Consider the following 17,119-nt stretch of genomic DNA (forward strand, 5'->3'; position numbering starts at 1 on the left):
GGCGCCGCCTAAACGCGCTTCATCACGAGGGATGCGTTCGTTCCGCCGAACCCGAAGCTGTTGTTCAGGACGGCACGGATTTCCCGCTCCTTCGGCGTCAGCGGCACAAGGTCCACGCCCTTGCAGCCTTCGGAGGGATTTTCGAGATTGATCGTCGGCGGCGCGACCTGATCGCGCATGGCGAGCAGGCAGAAGATCGCCTCTACCGCGCCGGCTCCGCCCAGAAGGTGGCCGATGGCGCTTTTCGTGGACGACATCGACACATGATCGATGGCGCTGCCGAACAGGCGCCGCACCGCGTTCAGTTCGATCTCGTCGCCAAGCGGCGTCGAAGTGCCGTGGGCGTTGATATAATCGATATCGCCAGGCGTCATACCGGCCCGGGCGAGTGCATTCTGCATGGCCCGGAAGCCGCCGCGGCCATCCTCGTGCGGTGCGGTGACGTGGAAGGCGTCGCCGGTCAGGCCATAGCCGATGACTTCGCCGTAGATGGTCGCGCCGCGTGCCTTGGCCCGCTCCATCTCCTCCAGCACGACGATTCCGGCACCCTCGCCCATGACGAAGCCGTCACGGCCTTCGTCATAGGGACGGCTCGCGCCTTCGGGATCGTCATTGCGCGTGGAGAGCGCCTTGGCCTGGGCAAATCCGGCAATTCCGAGGGGGCAGATCGCAGATTCTGCGCCGCCCGCCAGCATTATGTCGGCATCGTCGAGCGCGATCATCCGCGCCGCGTCGCCAATCGAATGCGCGCCGGTCGAACAGGCGGTGACGACGGCATGGTTCGGCCCCTCCAGCCCATATTTGATAGAAACCTGGCCGGAGACGAGGTTGATCAGCCGCCCATGCACGAAGTGCGGACTGACGCGCCGCGGCCCGCGCTCGTGAAGGACGATGGATTCCTTCTCGATCCCGGGAAGCCCGCCGATGCCCGACCCGATCGAGCAGCCCGCGCGCAGGCGCTCCTCATCCGACAGGTCGAGAAGGCCGGCATCTTCGATCGCCTGGCCTGCGGCATCGATGCCGAACTGGATGAACAGGTCGACCTGGCGCTGAACCTTGTGGTCCACCCGCTTCGAGAGGTCGAGCGCCATCTCGGAGCCGTCCATTTTCACTTCGCAGGCGATCTTGCACGCATGATCCTCTGGATCGAAGCGCGTGATCCGGCCCGCGCCGGACTTACCGGCGAGAATGTTCTTCCAGCTGGTTTCGACGTCCCCGCCGAGCGGGGTGACAAGGCCGAGGCCCGTAACGACTACGCGGCGCATCGGAGGTTCTCCCTAACGAATGGCGGCGGCCCTTCACCATCACGGAAGGACCGCCGCTCGGCTACCGGTAATTTCCGGGAACGGTACAGGCTACGCCTCAGGCGTCCGCCTTATGTTCCTTGATATAGTTGATGGCGTCGCGGACGGTCAGGATCTTCTCGGCCGCATCGTCCGGAATCTCCACGCCGAATTCTTCTTCGAACGCCATGACGAGCTCGACCGTATCGAGGCTGTCCGCGCCCAGGTCGTCGATGAAGCTCGCGTCTTCGGTGACCTTTTCCGGCTCCACCCCGAGATGCTCGACGACGATTTTCTTCACGCGTTCAGCGATGTCGCTCATATCCATAGTCCCTTAGGAGTTCTGTTGTCTTTCAGAAGAGCGCCCTATCCGCGCCGCTTGCGGCTGGCAAGGGATTGAGGCGGCTCCCCACCCCCCTGAAACGTCCGCGCCGCCCAACCGTTCACCCGGTGAATCAGAAATCCAGCAAGGAGTCTTTGCACCTATGGCCCGTTTCACCGGCAAAACCGTCATCGTTACCGGATCGTCGAGCGGAATCGGCGAGGCCGTCGCAAAGCGGTTTTCGCAAGAAGGGGCCAATATCGTCATCAACAGCCGCAGCCGCGGCGACCTCGAACAGGTGGCCGCCAACATGCCCGCGGATCGGACCCTGATTGTCGAAGGCGACATTGCCGAAGATGGCTTCCCGGCACAGCTCGTGTCGAAGACCGTAGAGCGGTTCGGTGCCCTCGATGTTCTGCACAACAATGCCGGTGTCGCCGTGAACGGCCCTTTCGCGGACGCCTCCGACGAGGACATCGACAAGGTGCTGTCGGTCAACGTCCGCGGCCTGATGCGGATGAGCCGGGCGGCCATTCCCGAACTCGCCAAGACGAAAGGGTGTATCGTGAACACGTCCAGCGTGTCGGGTACGGGCGGCGACTTCGGCATGGCCATCTACAACGCCTCGAAGGGGGCGGTGACGAACTTCACCCGCGCGCTTGCGCTCGAACTCGGTGCGAAGGGCATTCGCGTCAACGCGGTGAACCCGTCCATCACCCGCTCCGAAATGAGCAGCGGAATTTTCGACAACGACAAGCTCATGACACGCTTCAAACAGCGGATCGCCCTCGGGCGGCCGGGCGAACCCGAGGATGTGGCGGGTCCGGTGCTGTTCCTGGCTTCCGACGATGCCCGTTTTGTCTCTGGCGTGAACCTCCCCGTGGACGGCGGGGTCAGCGCATCGAACGGGCAGCCGAACATGATGGCCCTGCAAGACTGAGCCTTACGTCCGGTTTGCGCGTCTAGGAATCGGCTGGTTTGCGCCGCCGCAGACCGTTTTCGATCAGGTCACGGGCAGCTTCGGCGACATCCGCCGGCTGCCTGTCCCGATCCCAGACCGCATAGCGCAGGCCAAGGAAGACGTTCATTCCCATCAGCGCCCAGGCGTGAAGTTCGCCGGCATCCTCGCGGATTTCCCCTGCCTCCGCTGCGTCTTCGAGCCTCTTGCAGATCCGCGCGGCTGTCTTTTCATAATGTGATCGCCAGGCGGCCGGATCGACGAACTCAGCCTCGTCGATGATACGATAGACTTCGCCATGTTCCGCCGCGAAGGCCAGAAAGCTTCGCAGGGCGGCCTGTTCTCGCTGGAAAACCCCCCGTTCCCCTTCCAGCGCACCGCCCGCGGCCCGGGCCACCTCGGCGCTCATGAACTGCACAAGAGCGCGAAAAATCTCCTCTTTCGACTCGAAGTAGGTGTAAAAGCTTCCGAGCGCGGTTCCTGCACGATTGGTGATCGTGGTTATCGACGTCTCGTGAAACCCCTTCTCGCCGAACTCGATGGCGGCGGCGTCGAGTAGCGCCTGTTTGGTCCGTTCGCCGCGCGCCGTCCTCGGCGTGCGGCCGGGCTCTTCATGATCTGCAGTCTGGGCCATCCCGCTTCCCTGCCCGCATTCAACTTCGGTTTAAAGTTGAAAAGCGATTCATGTTTCAATATTGCCGGCGCCGAAACGGGGATGAACCCCGTCGTCACTCCTTGGGGATATTCTGAATGCGCTACCCGTCTATCCGCCGCGGACTGTTCCTCGGCACCGCCCTTCCCACCTGCATTGCGTTGGCTGCACCCGTCTCGGCTCAGACGACCGCCCCGAGCGAAGCTGAGACCGTTGCCGACAGCCAGCAAGTCGGCGACCGGATATCCTCCGACGTCATCGTTGTAACCGCGCGTCGGCGCGAGGAACGGCTTCTCGACGTGCCGATTTCGGTATCTTCGCTGAGCGGAGACGAGCTGGCCGAACAGGGCGTTCTCGACATCACCGAGATTGCCCAGACTGTTCCGAACGTGACGCTGGAGGTCTCTCGCGGCACGAACACCACGCTCACCGCCTTCATCCGCGGCGTCGGCCAGCAGGACCCGGTCGCCGGTTTCGAGCAGGGGGTCGGCGTCTATGTGGACGACGTCTATCTGAACCGGCCGCAGGCCTCTGTACTGGACGTCTACGATGTCGAGCGGATCGAAGTGCTGCGTGGACCGCAGGGCACGCTCTACGGCCGCAATACCATTGGCGGCGCGATCAAATATGTGACCCGGCGCCTGCCGACCGACACGGAATTCAAGGTTCGCGGCACCTATGGCAGCTACGACCAGGCCGACCTCGTCCTTTCGGGGTCCGTCCCTCTGACCGACGAGGTTCGCTTTGGCGCCTCGGCCGCCCGCCTCAGCCGGGGCGGCTACGGCGACAATCTGGTGCAGGACGGCGTGGAAAACTACAACAAGGATGTCTGGGCCGCCCGGGCAACGCTTGAGGCGGAGCCCGCCTATGGTGTCTTTGTCCGCCTCTCAGGCGATTATGTGAAGGATGACAGCGCGCCGCGCCAGGGTCACCGCCTCATTCCCGGCCTGCTGTCGGGCGCGCCGGTTCTGGATGATGTCTACGACACTCGCGCTGGGCTCGACGTCGTCGATCAGGAGGTCGAGGCTTATGGCGGCGCGCTCACCGTCGAGGCGGATGTCAGCGATACGATTCAGCTGCGCAACATCCTCGCCTATCGCGAGGACTCCTCGACAACGCCGATCGACTTCGATTCGCTGCCCGCGGCGGACCTCGACGTGCCCGCCATCTACGACAACGACCAGTTCTCCGAGGAATTCCAGGTCCTGTACGACGACGGAATACTGGCCGGGCTTATCGGCGCCTATTACCTGCGCGCCAACGCCCTAACCGTCTTCGACTCCCTTCTCGATGTACTGGGCCAGTCGCTTGGCCTTCCCGGCTTTAACGCGCAGACCTTCGGCGACGTGGATACCGAGACCTTCGCCATCTTCGGCGATTTCACCTACGATCTCACCGATCAGTGGAGCGTGTCGGTTGGCGGGCGCTACACTTGGGATACGCGCGAGTCCGTCGTCCTGCGCCAGTCCCTTGTCGGAGGCTTCTCCGACTATTTCGGCGGCAGCGGGGTTCCCTTTGCGGTGACATCGGACTTCGACGGGTCGGAGACCTTCGAAGAATTCACTCCGCGTGTCTCGATCAGCTACCAGCCGACGCCGGACCACAATCTCTACGCGACCTATTCGAAAGGCTTCAAGGGCGGCGGCTTCGATCCGCGTGGCCAGACGTCCGAGGCCCCCGATCTGGACGGCGACGGCACCGTGTCCGAGGATGAGGTCTTCGAATTCATCAGTTTCGACCCGGAAATCGTCGACAGCTACGAGGTCGGCTGGAAGGCCTCGCTTCTCGACAACGATCTCAACATCAGTCTGGCCGGTTTCTATGCCGACTATACCGATGTGCAGATCCCGGGCTCGATCGGCAGCGACACGGACGGCGACGGGGTGAACGACACCTTCACCGGCGTCACGACGAACGCCGGCGCGGCCACCATCTCCGGCATCGAGTTCGAGGCCACCGCGCGGGCGGGTCGCGACTTCGCCGGAACCGGCTCTACCTTCGACCTCGGGCTCAGCTTCGGCTGGCTCGACGCGGAATACGACCAGTTCATCGACGCCTTCGGCAACGACGTCGCCGATCAGCGCACATTCCAGAACACGCCGGAATTCACCGGAAGCGTCCGCGGCGACATCGGCATCCCTGCCGGTCCCGGCGTGATCCTGATCGGTTCGCAGATTTCCATGCGCAGCGATACCAGCCAGTTCGAGACGCCCAACCGCTTCCTCGACCAGGATGGCTATTACCTGATCGATGCCAGCATCGCCTGGGCCTCGGACGACGACCGCTTCCGCATCGGCGTCTACGGGAAGAACCTGACCGACGAACGCTACATCGTCTCCGGCTATAACTTCGTAGATGCCCCCTATGGCGGACCGGTCACGCCGACCCTCGGCCTCGAGGGGACGCTGACCGCATTCTACGGCGATCCGCGCCGCGTGTTCGTCACCGGCGAGTTCCGCTTCTAGCCCTTCGCCTTGCGATAGGTGGACAGCGCCCGTTCGCGGGCCGCCTGATGTTCGACGACCGGCTCGGGATACTCTTTCCCAAGAGTGATCCCGGCCGCGTCGAGCGCATCTTCCCCGGCTTCCCAGGGCACATGGATATCCTTGTCCGATAGCGCCGCGAGCTCGGGAACCCATTCGCGGATATAGCCAGCGGCCTCCCATTTCGGACTTTGCGTCTTCGGGTTCATCATGCGGTGGAACGGGTGCGAGTCGATCCCGGCGCCCGCGCTCCACTGCCAGTTCTGCGAATTATTGCCATAGTCGGCATCGACAAGCGTGTCCCAGAACCAGCGCTCGCCCTCGCGCCAGTCGATCAGGAGGTGCTTGATCAGGAACTGGGCGGCAATCATCCGCACCCGGTTGTGCATCCAGCCGATGTGCCACAATTGGCGCATGCCGGCGTCGACGATGGGATAGCCGGTCCGGCCCTGCTGCCAGGCCTGCAGATGCTCCCGGCCTTCGCCCGACGACGTATCGGTCCAGTCCATCTTCTCGAACTGGTCGCGGCCATGTTCGTCGCCATAATCCGGGAACATGGTGATCGTCTGGCTACAGAAATCGCGCCAGGCGAGCTCGGACAGGAAGGTCTCGACTGTCTGCCACTGCCGATTCGCAGCAACGCTGTGCCAAACATAGGCAGGCGACACCTCGCCCATGTGAAGGTGCGGACTGAGCTGTGAGGTAAGGTCTTCCGATGGAAGGTTGCGCCCGTCGTCATAGTCGGCCACCCGGTCGGCAAAATCGCGTACGGCCCGCCGCGCCGCCGCTTCGCCCGGCGTCCACGCGTCGAAGCCCTCCGCCCAGTTCGGACTCTCCGGCAGCAGCTTCCAGTCGTCCAGCCGGTCGCTGTCCGGCCATTCGTCGGGCGCCTCCAGTCGCTGCGGGGTGCGCTGCGGCTCGCCGGGCGGGAGCACCTGCTGCAGCGATTTCCAGAAGGGCGTGAAGATCTTGTAGGGATCCCCCGAATTGGTCGTCACCGTACCCGGCGGCATCAGCAGCTTGCCCTGATGCAGGCAAAGCTCCAGCCGGTCCGACAGCTTGTCCTGCTGCTTCCGCCACCAGGGCTCGAAATGCTCCAGGGCGTGGACCCGCTCGATGCCGAGCTTGTCCGCGAGGGCCCCGACCTTCACCGAAGCCTCGCCCCTGAGAAGAATGAGCCGGGAGCCCTTTTCGTCGAGGTCGGCGGCAAGGCTTCTGAGGCTATGGTGGAGCCACCAGCGCTGCGCGGCGCCCATCTTCCAGTGGCCGGGTGACCCATCGTCTAGGACATAGACCGGGATGACCGGTCCCTCGTCCGCCGCCGCCCGCAGCGCCGCCTGGTCGGACAGGCGCAAATCCTCGCGAAACCAGATGATCGACGTCATGTTTTCCCCTAGTCCTTTTGGCGCCCAACGAGATGAGGAGACCGGGAGTTGCCGCGGCTTGCCTATGTAAATGGTCGCATCGTGCCGCTGGCGCAGGCGTCGGTGTCGATCGAGGACCGCGCCTACCTGTTCGCCGACGGCATCTACGAGGTCGCCAGCATCTTCGGCGGCGCCCTGTTCGACTGGCCGCTGCACCTCGAACGCATGGCGCGCAGCCTGAACGAGCTGCAGATCCGCGCTCCCATGTCGGACGCCGCGCTACGCATCGCCGCAGAACGGCTGATCCGCAAAAGCGGCGTGTCGACCGGCATGCTCTACCTCCAGATCACCCGCGGCGCAGCAAGGCGGGACCATGCCTTTCCCGACGCCCGCACCCCGCCGGGCCTAAGCATGATTGCCCGCCCCTTCGACTTTTCCCGGCGGGTCCCCGAGCAGCAGGTCGGCATGACCGCGATCACCGCGGCGGACCAGCGCTGGAGCCGGCGGGACATCAAGTCGGTCGCGCTTCTTCCCAACGTCATCGCCAAACAGGCGGGCAAGGAAGCCGGGGCCTATGAAACGATCATGATCGATCCCGACGGGACGGTGACCGAGGGGTCGAGCACGACCGTCTGGGTCGTCGACCGGGACGGCACCATCGTCACAAGGCCGCTCTCCCACGCCGTCCTGCCGGGACTGAAGCGCCGCCGGTTGATCGGCCTGCTGGAAGACGCCGGCGAAACGGTCGCCGAGCGGAGCTACGATGTGGCGGCGCTGAAGGACGCCGCGGAGGTGTTCGTCACGTCCACCTCCTCTCCGGTCATGCCCATCGTCAGCATCGGCGGGGAGGCCGTCGGCGACGGCACTCCCGGGCCGGCCAGCCTGACCGCCTGCCGCCTGATGTGGGAGGAAATCGAACGCCAGACCGGATGGACGCCGCGCGCGGGCAGTCCCGGCGGCGACTGAGCGAGCTGTCCGGCCGCCTGCCGCTGCCGGCTATTGCTGCTCCGAAACCTGCCGGGCCGCGCGTGCCCGGGCGCGCTGCTGCTGCTGGATTTCGGCAACCCGCTGTGCCTGGTAGCGCATGAGCCGGTCGATCGCCTCCATACGGTCCTTCGCCTGCGCCATCTGCGCGCGCAGCCGCTGCTCACGCAGCTTCAGCGCCTGTGCAAAGGCCTTTCGGTCCGAGGCGGAGAGGTCCTCATAGGCATCGCGCATGCGGGCATGGGCACGGGCATGCTCCTTCATCACCAGTTCGCGCTCCTGCTGCTGCGCCTCGGCGATCTCGTCGATATCGAGATCGTCGGCGCCAAGAAGGTCGAGAACGCGCGAGCGCGCCTGCGCCACCTTCGCACTGTAGCCGGGAGAGGGCTCGGCGGACATGGCGCCGGCAAGCCGGGCACGCCCCTCGGGGGACAGGCCGCCAAAGGGTTGCTGCTGGGCCGCCGCGGGGGCAGCGATGCAGAGTGCGACGGCGGCGCCGGTCATGGTGCGGGACAGGATCATCAGTAAATCGGCTCCTCTGCCGGACCGAGCGTAAACACATAGCTGGCCATCAGGGCATCGTCGGTGGGGTCGTCGAGATCGGGAAGATCCTCGGGCAGGGCGGCGAGCGCCGCCTCGGTGCCCACGAAGCGCGGCAGCCCGTCGTCCACCGCGCCCGGCGCGGGGGCCGAGGAGGAGGAGGAGGAAGCGAGTTCGACACCCGGCGCTGCTCCGGGCGCCCCGGACCCGGAGGGATCGTCGGCAGGCGACAGCAGGAGAACGCCGCCCAGGGCAGCGGCCACGCTGCCGCCGAAGATCGCCGCCGGCATCCAGCGCCGCTGAGGCGCGGCGTGGATTTCCGCGAGCGCACGGTCGGCAGCAAGGCGAGCCGCGTCGGGGCCAACCTCGACATCGCGGTCGCGCGCCCAGGCCGTCAGCAGACGGTCGATCGGTTCCTCGTCGTTCGACGGCGGGTTCACATTCCAGTCCCCGGTCATGGCTACAGTTCCTCTCGCAACCCTTCGAGCATCTTCGCTAGTTCGGCCCGCGCACGGGCCAGCAGTCCTTCCACCGCCTTCGGCGTCGTCTCGAGCGCCTCGGCAATTTCATTCATCGTCGCGCCGTCGCCGTAGAACAGCGTGATTGCCGCCCGCTGGCGCGCCGGCAGCTTCATCACCGCATCGCCGACGCGCTTGTCGCGCATCAGTCCGGCGGTCTCGGCTTCCGGCCCCGGCTCGTCCGATTCCAGGTCGAACGCCTCGTCGATGGGGTCCACCGGCTTCAGGCTTCGCTTCCTGTCGATGCAGCAGTTGACGACGATCCGCCGGAACCAGGTTTCGACCTTCGCCTTGGCAGGATCGAAGCGCTCCGCCGTCCGCCATAGCTTGACCAAGGCGGTCTGAACGGCGTCTTCGGCTTCGGCCCGGCTGCCCAGCACTTTCATGGCGGTTCCGAGCGCCGGACCGTAGAGAACCTCGGTCAGCGCGCGAAAGGCCTCGTCGTCGCCGGCCGCGACGTCCGCCATGAGCGTCGAGGGCTCACCCGGTGAAGGCGCCGACATCACCTGCAGCATCGAACGGGGATACGGGCCGGGCCCGTCCCCTCCCCCGCGCAGTTGCGGCGAACCGATGAAATAGAGAGGCGAGCGGCAGCGGCGGTAAGGTCCACAGGAGGCGCCAAATCGGCAAGGGATGCGACCGAGCCCCGCAGCTGTAGGTCACATAGGTCACACCTCAGCGCGCGCGTGTGCGCATGTGCGCGTGTGCGTTGCGCGCGTGCACGCACGCGAGAGACCGCGCAGGTCCTGTAGTCCCCGCCAGGAATGCGAGACCGTGCGCAGCTGGAAGATTGGAATGCCGAAAGCATGAGGGAAAGAGCCTCCGGCACGCAGGCCTATTTTTCAAGTGGTAGAGGGGCGGGACCGGGAAACGCGCGACGGCCGGGGCCGCCGGTCCGGTTCCGCACCCGGTTCAGACCTCGCGGAGCTTCTTCTGGTTCACTTCCCAGGTCTGGCCCTTCTTGATGAGAGCCTCAAGGTCGACGACCTTGCCCTTCGCGGCTTCGACATTCTGGGTGCGGACATCTTCCTCGAAGCTGGGCGCCGGATCCTCGTAGATGACACCGAGCGCGACGGGCATGCCCTCATTGTGCCGCATAGCGACGAGGAGGCCCGCCATGACGCGGTTTTTCTCGTCATGTACGCGGACGCCCGCCGCTTCCCAGTCGCCGTCCACCACGTGGACGATCTTCAGAGACAGCGTATCGGCGTCGAGCGCGATGCCCTTCTCGCCGTTCGCGAACAACATGGGCTGGCCATGTTCGAGCCAGAGCTGGGTGAAGGGCGCCTGCTTCTTCTCGGTAAAGCCCGCGAAGACGTCGTCATTGTAGACGATGCAGTTCTGGTAGAGTTCGACGAAGCTGGCCCCCTTGTGCGCATGGGCGCGCTTCAGGATGCCGGGCATCTGCTTTTGCGCGGTGTCGATGCAGCGCGCGATGAAGCGCGCGCCCGAACCGAGCGCGAAGGTGCCGGGCTCCGCCGGATGGTCGACCGAGCCATAGGGCGTCGATGGGCTGCGCGTCCCCTCGCGCGAGGTAGGCGAATATTGACCCTTGGTGAGGCCGTAAATCTCGTTGTTGAACAGGAGGATCTGGCAGTCGAGATTGCGGCGCAGCACATGCATCATGTGATTGCCGCCGATCGACAGACCGTCGCCGTCGCCGGTAATGATCCAGACGTCGAGATCGGGATTGGCCAGCTTGACGCCCGTGGCGAGCGCGGGCGCGCGGCCGTGGATCGTGTGGAAGCCGTAGGTCTCCATGTAGTAGGGAAAGCGCGAGGAGCAGCCGATGCCCGAAATGAACACGGTGTTTTCCGGCCGCGCGCCCATTTCCGCCATGGTGCGCTGCACGCCCTTCAGGATCGCATAGTCGCCGCAGCCGGGGCACCAGCGCACCTCCTGATCGGTGGCGAAGTCATTCGGCTTGAGAGGGGTCATGTCGTTCATCTTTGCTTCTCAATCGTACGGAATGAGCTCGGGGCTGGAACTATACGGCCTTCCTTCTCGGCACGCCTGAAACTCAGGATGAAAGGAATGCTACATAGCAACCAGACTGAGAGGAGTATCAGTCCGTATGGAGCGTCAGGAAGTGGGTCGCGCTGTTCTGCGAAAAGAAAAAGCGTCCCGAGCGTGATTGGCAGGCCGAGCGCCCAGGCATTCCGTCTCGCTGCTTGCGGACGAATTCCACTGATTAGGAAAACGCCAAGCACAACATAGAAAAATATCGCAAAAAGCGCCAAAATATCGATTGCTTCAATCAAGAAAGCCGTTGCGCATAGGGAAAGACTCATAAAGGCGTATTGCACAAACGGCCTGAGCAAGGACATCAAGTGCCTCACCCAAGCATCTCCGCGATGGCCGCTTCGATTTCGGCGATCTTGAAGGGTTGGCCGCTGACCTTGTTGAGGGGCTGGGCGTCGACGAGGAACTGGTCGCGGAGGACGGTTTTCAGCTGGCCGGTGTTCATTTCCGGCACGAGGATCTTGTCGAAACCGCGCAGCAGCATTCCGAGATTCTTCGGGAAGGGCCAGAGGTGGCGGATGTGGAGCTGCGCCACATTCGCGCCGCCCGCGCGGGCACGCTTCACAGCCTGGTGGATGGGACCGTAAGTCGACCCCCAGCCGACGACGAGCATGTCGTCCCCGGGTCCGCCAATCTCGAAATCCTGGTCGGGGATGGAGTCCGCGACGCCCTCGACCTTCGCCTGGCGCGTATCGGTCATCTTCTGGTGGTTGGCCGGCGCGTAGTCGATGTTGCCGGTCTCGTAATTCTTCTCGATGCCGCCGATGCGGTGCATCAGACCGGGGGTACCGGGCTTGATCCAGACGCGCGCAAGCTTCTCGTCGCGGCTGTAGGGGCTGACGGGCTCGCCCTCATAGTGCCGGGCGGGACGATGCTCGTAATCGTCGATGGAGGGCACGCGCCAAGGCTCTGCGGCATTGCCGATATAGCCGTCGGTCAGCAGCATGACGGGAGTCATATATTCGACCGCGATCCGGCACGCCTCGATGGCGCAGTCGAACGCATCGACCGGCGAACGCGCAGCGATGACCGGCATCGGCGCGTCGCCGTTGCGGCCGTAGAGCGCCTGGTAGAGATCGGACTGCTCGGTCTTCGTCGGGAGGCCGGTCGAGGGACCGCCGCGCTGCGAATTGACGATGACGAGCGGAAGCTCGGTCATGACGGCAAGGCCCATCGCCTCGCCCTTCAGCGCAATGCCCGGCCCCGAGGAGGAGGTGACGCCGAGCTGGCCCGCATAGCTTGCGCCGATAGCCGAACAGATGGCCGCGATCTCGTCCTCGGCCTGGAAGGTGGTAACACCGAACTCCTTCAGCCGCGACAGGGTGTGGAGAAGCGGCGAGGCCGGCGTGATCGGGTAGGAGCCGAAGAACATCGGCAGGTCGACGAGGCTGGCGCCCGCAACGAGGCCGAGGGCTAGGGATTCGCCGCCCGTCACGGTGCGGTAGAGGCCGGGCTCGGTTTCCGCCGCGCCGACCTGGTAGCGGCCGAGACCCTGCTGCACCTCAGCCGTTTCGCCATAGGCATGGCCGGCGTTGAGGGCGGCGATGTTGGCGGCGGCGATTTCCGGCTTTTTGAGGAATTTCGCGTTCAGCCAGTCGACGATCGGCTGGCGGTCGCGGTCGAACATCCAGAGGACAAGGCCGAGCGTCCACATATTCTTCGACCGCAGCGCCTCCTTGTTGCCGAGGCCGAATTCCTTCACGCTCTCCAGCGTCTGCGCGGAAATGTCGAACGCCACGAGCTGATAGTCCTTCAGCTCGTCGGTTTCGAGCGGGCTTTCCTCGTACCCCGCCTTCTTGAGGTTGCGGGCGCCGAATTCGCCGGTGTCGGCGATGATGAGGCCGCCCGGCTTCAGCGCGGCGAGGTTGGTCTTCAGCGCCGCGGGATTCATGGCGACGAGAATGTCGGGGGCATCGCCCGCCGTCTCGATCGCTTCAGAGCCGAAATTGATCTGGAAGGCGCTGACGCCGAACGTTGTGCCCTGCGGCGCCCGAATCTCGGCCGGAAAGTCCGGGAAGGTCGCAAGGTCCGAGCCGGCCAGCGCGGTCGACTGGGTGAACTGTCCGCCCGTCAGCTGCATGCCGTCACCGGAATCGCCCGCGAACCGCACGGTGACGGCCTCGCGCTGTTCGGCGTGCGCGGTGGTTTCCTTCAGTTTCGTCGCCATCGGTTCCGTTCGCTCTTGTTCCCGTATCGGACCGCCCTGCATGACGGTCCGGTTACCAGTCGCCTTCGCATCTAGGGAGCCGACCCGCCCGCTTCCAACAAAGATTCGCTAGGGCTTGTCAAAGGAGGAGCTTGGCCGGCGCAGGTCATGAGGGTGCGGGCGTGGCGGCGGGCCAGCTCCATCCGGCCGCTATCGGCGGCATAGCCGCCGCCCAGAACCGCCGCGAACGGGACGCCCTCTTCGCGGCAGAGATCGCGCACATAGGCATCGCGCGCGGCAAGGCCCGCGTCGGTCAGCGCCAGTCGGCCCAGCCGGTCGCCCTCATGCGGGTCGACGCCCGCCTGGTATAGGACGAGGTCCGGCGCGAAATCCTGCACGGCGGCGGGGAGCGTTTCGTCGAGAGCAGCAAGATAGCCGGAGTCCGAAACCCCGTCGGGAAGGCCGACGTCGAGCGAGGACCGCGCCTTCCTGACCGGGAAATTCTTCTCGGCGTGCAGCGAATAGGTGAACACGTCCGGGCGGCCCGCCAGCATGACCGCCGTCCCGTCGCCCTGGTGCACGTCGAGGTCGACGATCATGATGCGGGCGGCGTGCGCCTCCCCGAGCAGCCGGTTGGCGGCAACGGCAAGGTCGTTGAAGACGCAGTAACCCGCACCGGTCGCCGGCAGGGCATGGTGGCTGCCGCCCGCGCCGTTCGCGGCGTAGCCGTCTGCGAGGGCCGCCAGCGCCGCCTCGTAGGTACCGCCGAGCGATAGCTGGGCGCGGCGCGCGACGCGGGACGTTACCGGAAAGCCGAGCCGGCGCTCCTTTTCCCGCGGGACTGCCTGGGCCAGCACTTCCTCGACATAGGCGGGCTCGTGCACGGCAGCGATCCACTCGGCCGGCATTTCGCGCGGCGCAGCAACCTCGATGTCGGCGCCCAGCTCCTCCAGCGCGAGTATGAGGAGGCCGTATTTGTTCATGGGGAAGCTGCTGCCCGCCGGAAGCGGCGCGACATAGTCGGGATGATGGAACAGGGTGAAGGTCACGCCGCCATATCTTGCCGCGAGGGAACTGAGGGCGGCAAGGGCTCACGCCGCCGCACCGGCATTTCCGATTCGCGATGGACCGGCCGCGGACGCGCCGGCCATGCCGGCCATATCGCCGCCGACGGCCCGGTTCCGGCCGTCCGCCTTTGCGCGGTAGAGGAAGTCGTCGGCAGCGAGAAGCAACGCCGACGCGGTCTCGCGGTGCGGTTCGCCGCTCCACACCCAGCCCAGGCTGACGGTGATGTCGCCGCCATCGGGCAGCCCGCCGGCAAGCGCCGCTTCGACGGCGCGGCGCAGGTCTTCGGCCGTGCGCGCGGCGTCGGCGGGGCCGGGCGCCGGAACGAGGAGGGCGAATTCCTCTCCGCCGATACGCGCTGGCAGGCCGGGTGCTGCCCCTGCTAGCGCGGCGCCGGTGCGGCGCAGGACCTCGTCCCCCACCGCGTGGCCGAAGCGGTCGTTCACCGCCTTGAACCGGTCGATATCGATGAGAATGAGGCCAACGGGGCCCGGTTGGGCAGGCAAGGCCCGCCGCCCCTGCCGTCCGCCCAGGCTCTCCAGACGGTCCATGAAGGCGCGGCGGCTGGCGAGGCCGGTAAGCGCGTCGGTGCCGATCTCGCGCGCCTGGCGGCGGATGAGATCGATACCGAGCGCGGACAGGAACAGAATGTTGAGCGCCGTTCCGGCGACCGCCATCCCGGCCAGATGCAGCGGCAGGAACGCCTGCGCTTGCGCAGGGCTGAGCGGACCGCCGAGAAGCGGCACCGACACGACAAGGATCCTGCCGGCATAGTTGAGCGCCGAAAGGAGAACGACGCCGAGGATGAGCCGGTCGACGACGGTGCGGTTGTCGCCGCGCAGACAGGCCGCGGTGATGAGACTGATGGCGGCAGCGGCGAGGGCGACGCCCGCGCGGCGCAGCGACACTTCCGTAACGACAAGCGTGAAAAAGAAGGTCGCGGCGGTGCCGAGACCCGCGAGAAGGACGAACATCCGCACGGGGATCGGCCTGCCCCGGCGCATCAGGAGCCCGGATGCAAGAGCGGCATTGCCGAACAGGTGCAGCGCCACCGCAGTCCCGTACATGAGGCCGGGGCTGAGCTGCGCGAACGGATCGATGGGAAGGCCCAGCGCCGCCATCGCGGCAGCAGCCGCGGCGAGCAGGGCCGGGCCGCGAAGCAGGACGACTCGGGAGATGAGCAGGAATGCGAGCGCAAAGACGATGTAAAGGCTCGTCAGCAGCCAGAAAAAGGCCGAAGTCTCGATATTCATTTGCCGCTCACCCTCCGGTCAAACGACCTATTACCGCAAGCTTCTCCGTCAATCGTCCTTAAGCCAATATAGTCCCGTTCCTGCCGGGAGTCGGCGCGAACCGTGCCGCAGCGCTTTGGCGGCTGGCACTCCCGAGAGGGCTTCGGCAGGAGGGCGTCATGTCCGCACAGGCCCCCTCGTCCCCGAACGGCAGCTATGCGCCGCGCATGATCTGGATCATCGCACTGCCCGCGATGGTGACGAACGTCGCCACCGCGCTGATCGGCGTCGGCGACATGTGGATCGTGGGGCGGCTGGAGGATGCCGCGGCGCAAGGGGCGGTCGATATCGGCGCCAAGCTGTTCGCGCTGCTGTTCACGGTCATGAACTTCCTGAAGACGGGAACGACCGGACTGGTTGCGCAGGACGGCACGCGCGACGGCGCAGACGCGCAGGCCGCCACACTGACGCGCGGCCTGTTCATCGGCATGATCATCGCCGCGGTCCTGCTTATCCTGAAGCCGCTGCTGCTGCCGCTTTTGCTCGGAGCGCTGGGCGCGGAAGGCGCGGTGCTGACCGAAGCGCGAATCTATGCGGATATCCGTTATTGGACGGCGCCGGGCGTCTTCGCGAACCTAGCGCTGGTGGGCTATCTGGTTGGCCGTCGGCAGGTTCGCGCGGCGCTGGTGATCGAAGTGCTGTACAACCTGCTGAACGTCGGGCTGGGCCTGTGGTTCGTGCTCCAACAGGGCCTGGGCATTGCCGGCATAGGCTGGTCGAGCTTCGCGGCGGAATATGCAAAGCTCGGCGGCACGGCGCTGTTCATCCTGCTGGGCGCAAACGGACGCGCTGTGCGCCGCGCGCTTGGCAGTCGCGCCGCTCTGCGCATGCGCGCGCTGGCGCCCTTCCTGTCGGTGAACCGCGACCTGTTCCTGCGCACACTGATCCTGACCATCGGCATGGCCGCCCTGACCCGGCTGGGCGCCGAGCGCGGCGCGGTCGTGCTGGCTGCGAACGGAATTCTTTACCAGCTGTTCGTGCTCAGCGCCCTCTTCCTCGACGGGTTCGAGAATGCCGCGCAGGTGCTCAATGGAGAACGAGCCGGGGCGAAGGACCGGGACGGCTTCCTGCGCTATGTTCGCGCCATCACCGTCCGCAGCTTCGGCGCCGCCGCGCTGCTGGCCTTGATGTTCGCCGCCTTTGCCGATCCGATCCTCGCCAGCTTCGCCGCAACCGTGCCGGTCGCCGCCGAAGCGCAGAGCCTGGCGATCTGGCTGATGCTGATCCCCTTTGCCGGGGCGGCCAGCTTCGTTTTCGACGGGGTATTCGTGGGCGCGAGTTGGACCAGGGCCCTCCTCCTCAGCATGGCCGCGGCGGCGGCGCTCTACGCCATTCTCCTGTGGCTGACCTGGCCATTGGGGAATTCCGGCCTGTGGCTCAGCTTCACGCTGTTCCTGCTTGCGCGCAGTCTGTTCCAGGCCCTCATGATTCCCAGCCTTGTCCGCCGCCACCTGCCGCCTAGAACGGCGGCGACATAAACATATGGGGAG

15 protein-coding genes are annotated in these 17,119 nt (G+C 65.6%); 4 read left to right on the plus strand and 11 right to left on the minus strand.

Annotated features, from left to right (window positions below):
• Positions 1-8 precede the first annotated feature (8 nt).
• A complete protein-coding gene (gene fabF / locus KCN53_RS02405; RefSeq protein ID WP_088711612.1) occupies positions 9-1,265 on the minus strand; it encodes a beta-ketoacyl-ACP synthase II in 1,257 nt (418 codons plus the stop codon).
• A 97-nt stretch (positions 1,266-1,362) separates the two neighbouring features.
• Positions 1,363-1,605, minus strand: coding sequence for an acyl carrier protein (locus tag KCN53_RS02410; RefSeq protein WP_088713338.1), 243 nt, complete (start codon positions 1,603-1,605; stop codon positions 1,363-1,365).
• Between the two features lie 163 nt (positions 1,606-1,768).
• On the opposite strand from KCN53_RS02410, the gene KCN53_RS02415 reads away from it, so the two are divergent.
• Positions 1,769-2,545 carry an SDR family NAD(P)-dependent oxidoreductase gene (locus tag KCN53_RS02415; RefSeq protein WP_088711611.1) on the plus strand — a complete coding sequence of 259 codons (777 nt, stop codon included), beginning with the start codon at positions 1,769-1,771 and terminating at the stop codon, positions 2,543-2,545.
• Between the two features lie 22 nt (positions 2,546-2,567).
• On the opposite strand, the gene KCN53_RS02420 is transcribed toward KCN53_RS02415, so the two are convergent.
• Complete coding sequence (locus KCN53_RS02420) at positions 2,568-3,197, minus strand: TetR/AcrR family transcriptional regulator (RefSeq protein WP_088711610.1); 630 nt, start codon at positions 3,195-3,197, stop codon at positions 2,568-2,570.
• Between the two features lie 116 nt (positions 3,198-3,313).
• On the opposite strand from KCN53_RS02420, the gene KCN53_RS02425 reads away from it, so the two are divergent.
• Positions 3,314-5,680 (plus strand): TonB-dependent receptor, encoded by a 2,367-nt coding sequence (locus KCN53_RS02425; protein WP_088711609.1) that lies wholly within the window; start codon positions 3,314-3,316, stop codon positions 5,678-5,680.
• Here the strand turns inward: KCN53_RS02425 and KCN53_RS02430 are convergent.
• On the minus strand, positions 5,677-7,083 hold the full coding sequence (locus tag KCN53_RS02430) for a cryptochrome/photolyase family protein (RefSeq protein ID WP_088711608.1): 1,407 nt from the start codon (positions 7,081-7,083) through the stop codon (positions 5,677-5,679). The genes KCN53_RS02425 and KCN53_RS02430 overlap by 4 nt on opposite strands.
• Before the next feature lie 48 nt (positions 7,084-7,131).
• Between KCN53_RS02430 and KCN53_RS02435 the strand changes: the two genes are divergently transcribed.
• Positions 7,132-8,028 (plus strand): D-amino-acid transaminase, encoded by an 897-nt coding sequence (locus KCN53_RS02435; protein WP_088711607.1) that lies wholly within the window; start codon positions 7,132-7,134, stop codon positions 8,026-8,028.
• 30 nt (positions 8,029-8,058) lie between these two features.
• On the opposite strand, the gene KCN53_RS02440 is transcribed toward KCN53_RS02435, so the two are convergent.
• From KCN53_RS02440 to KCN53_RS02470, 7 genes are all read right to left on the minus strand, one after another.
• A complete protein-coding gene (locus tag KCN53_RS02440) occupies positions 8,059-8,568 on the minus strand; it encodes a hypothetical protein (RefSeq protein WP_088711606.1) in 510 nt (169 codons plus the stop codon).
• Positions 8,568-9,044: a hypothetical protein gene (locus KCN53_RS02445; RefSeq protein ID WP_088711605.1), complete on the minus strand. Its 477-nt coding sequence runs from the start codon at positions 9,042-9,044 to the stop codon at positions 8,568-8,570. Before KCN53_RS02445 ends, KCN53_RS02440 begins: the two co-directional genes overlap by 1 nt.
• 2 nt (positions 9,045-9,046) lie before the next feature.
• Positions 9,047-9,571: a sigma-70 family RNA polymerase sigma factor gene (locus tag KCN53_RS02450; RefSeq protein WP_224199301.1), complete on the minus strand. Its 525-nt coding sequence runs from the start codon at positions 9,569-9,571 to the stop codon at positions 9,047-9,049.
• A 445-nt stretch (positions 9,572-10,016) separates the two neighbouring features.
• Positions 10,017-11,051: a 2-oxoacid:ferredoxin oxidoreductase subunit beta gene (locus tag KCN53_RS02455; protein ID WP_088711603.1), complete on the minus strand. Its 1,035-nt coding sequence runs from the start codon at positions 11,049-11,051 to the stop codon at positions 10,017-10,019.
• Between the two features lie 388 nt (positions 11,052-11,439).
• Positions 11,440-13,293, minus strand: coding sequence for a 2-oxoacid:acceptor oxidoreductase subunit alpha (locus KCN53_RS02460; RefSeq protein ID WP_088711601.1), 1,854 nt, complete (start codon positions 13,291-13,293; stop codon positions 11,440-11,442).
• A gap of 71 nt (positions 13,294-13,364) precedes the next feature.
• Positions 13,365-14,321 carry a histone deacetylase family protein gene (locus KCN53_RS02465; protein WP_397333596.1) on the minus strand — a complete coding sequence of 319 codons (957 nt, stop codon included), beginning with the start codon at positions 14,319-14,321 and terminating at the stop codon, positions 13,365-13,367.
• 42 nt (positions 14,322-14,363) lie between these two features.
• A complete protein-coding gene (locus KCN53_RS02470) occupies positions 14,364-15,590 on the minus strand; it encodes a GGDEF domain-containing protein (protein ID WP_088711600.1) in 1,227 nt (408 codons plus the stop codon).
• Positions 15,591-15,748: 158 nt separating this feature from the next.
• Here KCN53_RS02470 and KCN53_RS02475 point away from each other — a divergent pair, with 158 nt between their 5' ends.
• Positions 15,749-17,107, plus strand: coding sequence for an MATE family efflux transporter (locus KCN53_RS02475; protein ID WP_088711599.1), 1,359 nt, complete (start codon positions 15,749-15,751; stop codon positions 17,105-17,107).
• Positions 17,108-17,119 lie beyond the last annotated feature (12 nt).

It is taken from the genome of Pacificimonas aurantium, assembly GCF_020092905.1.
Classification (GTDB): Bacteria; Pseudomonadota; Alphaproteobacteria; order Sphingomonadales; family Sphingomonadaceae; genus Pacificimonas; species Pacificimonas aurantium.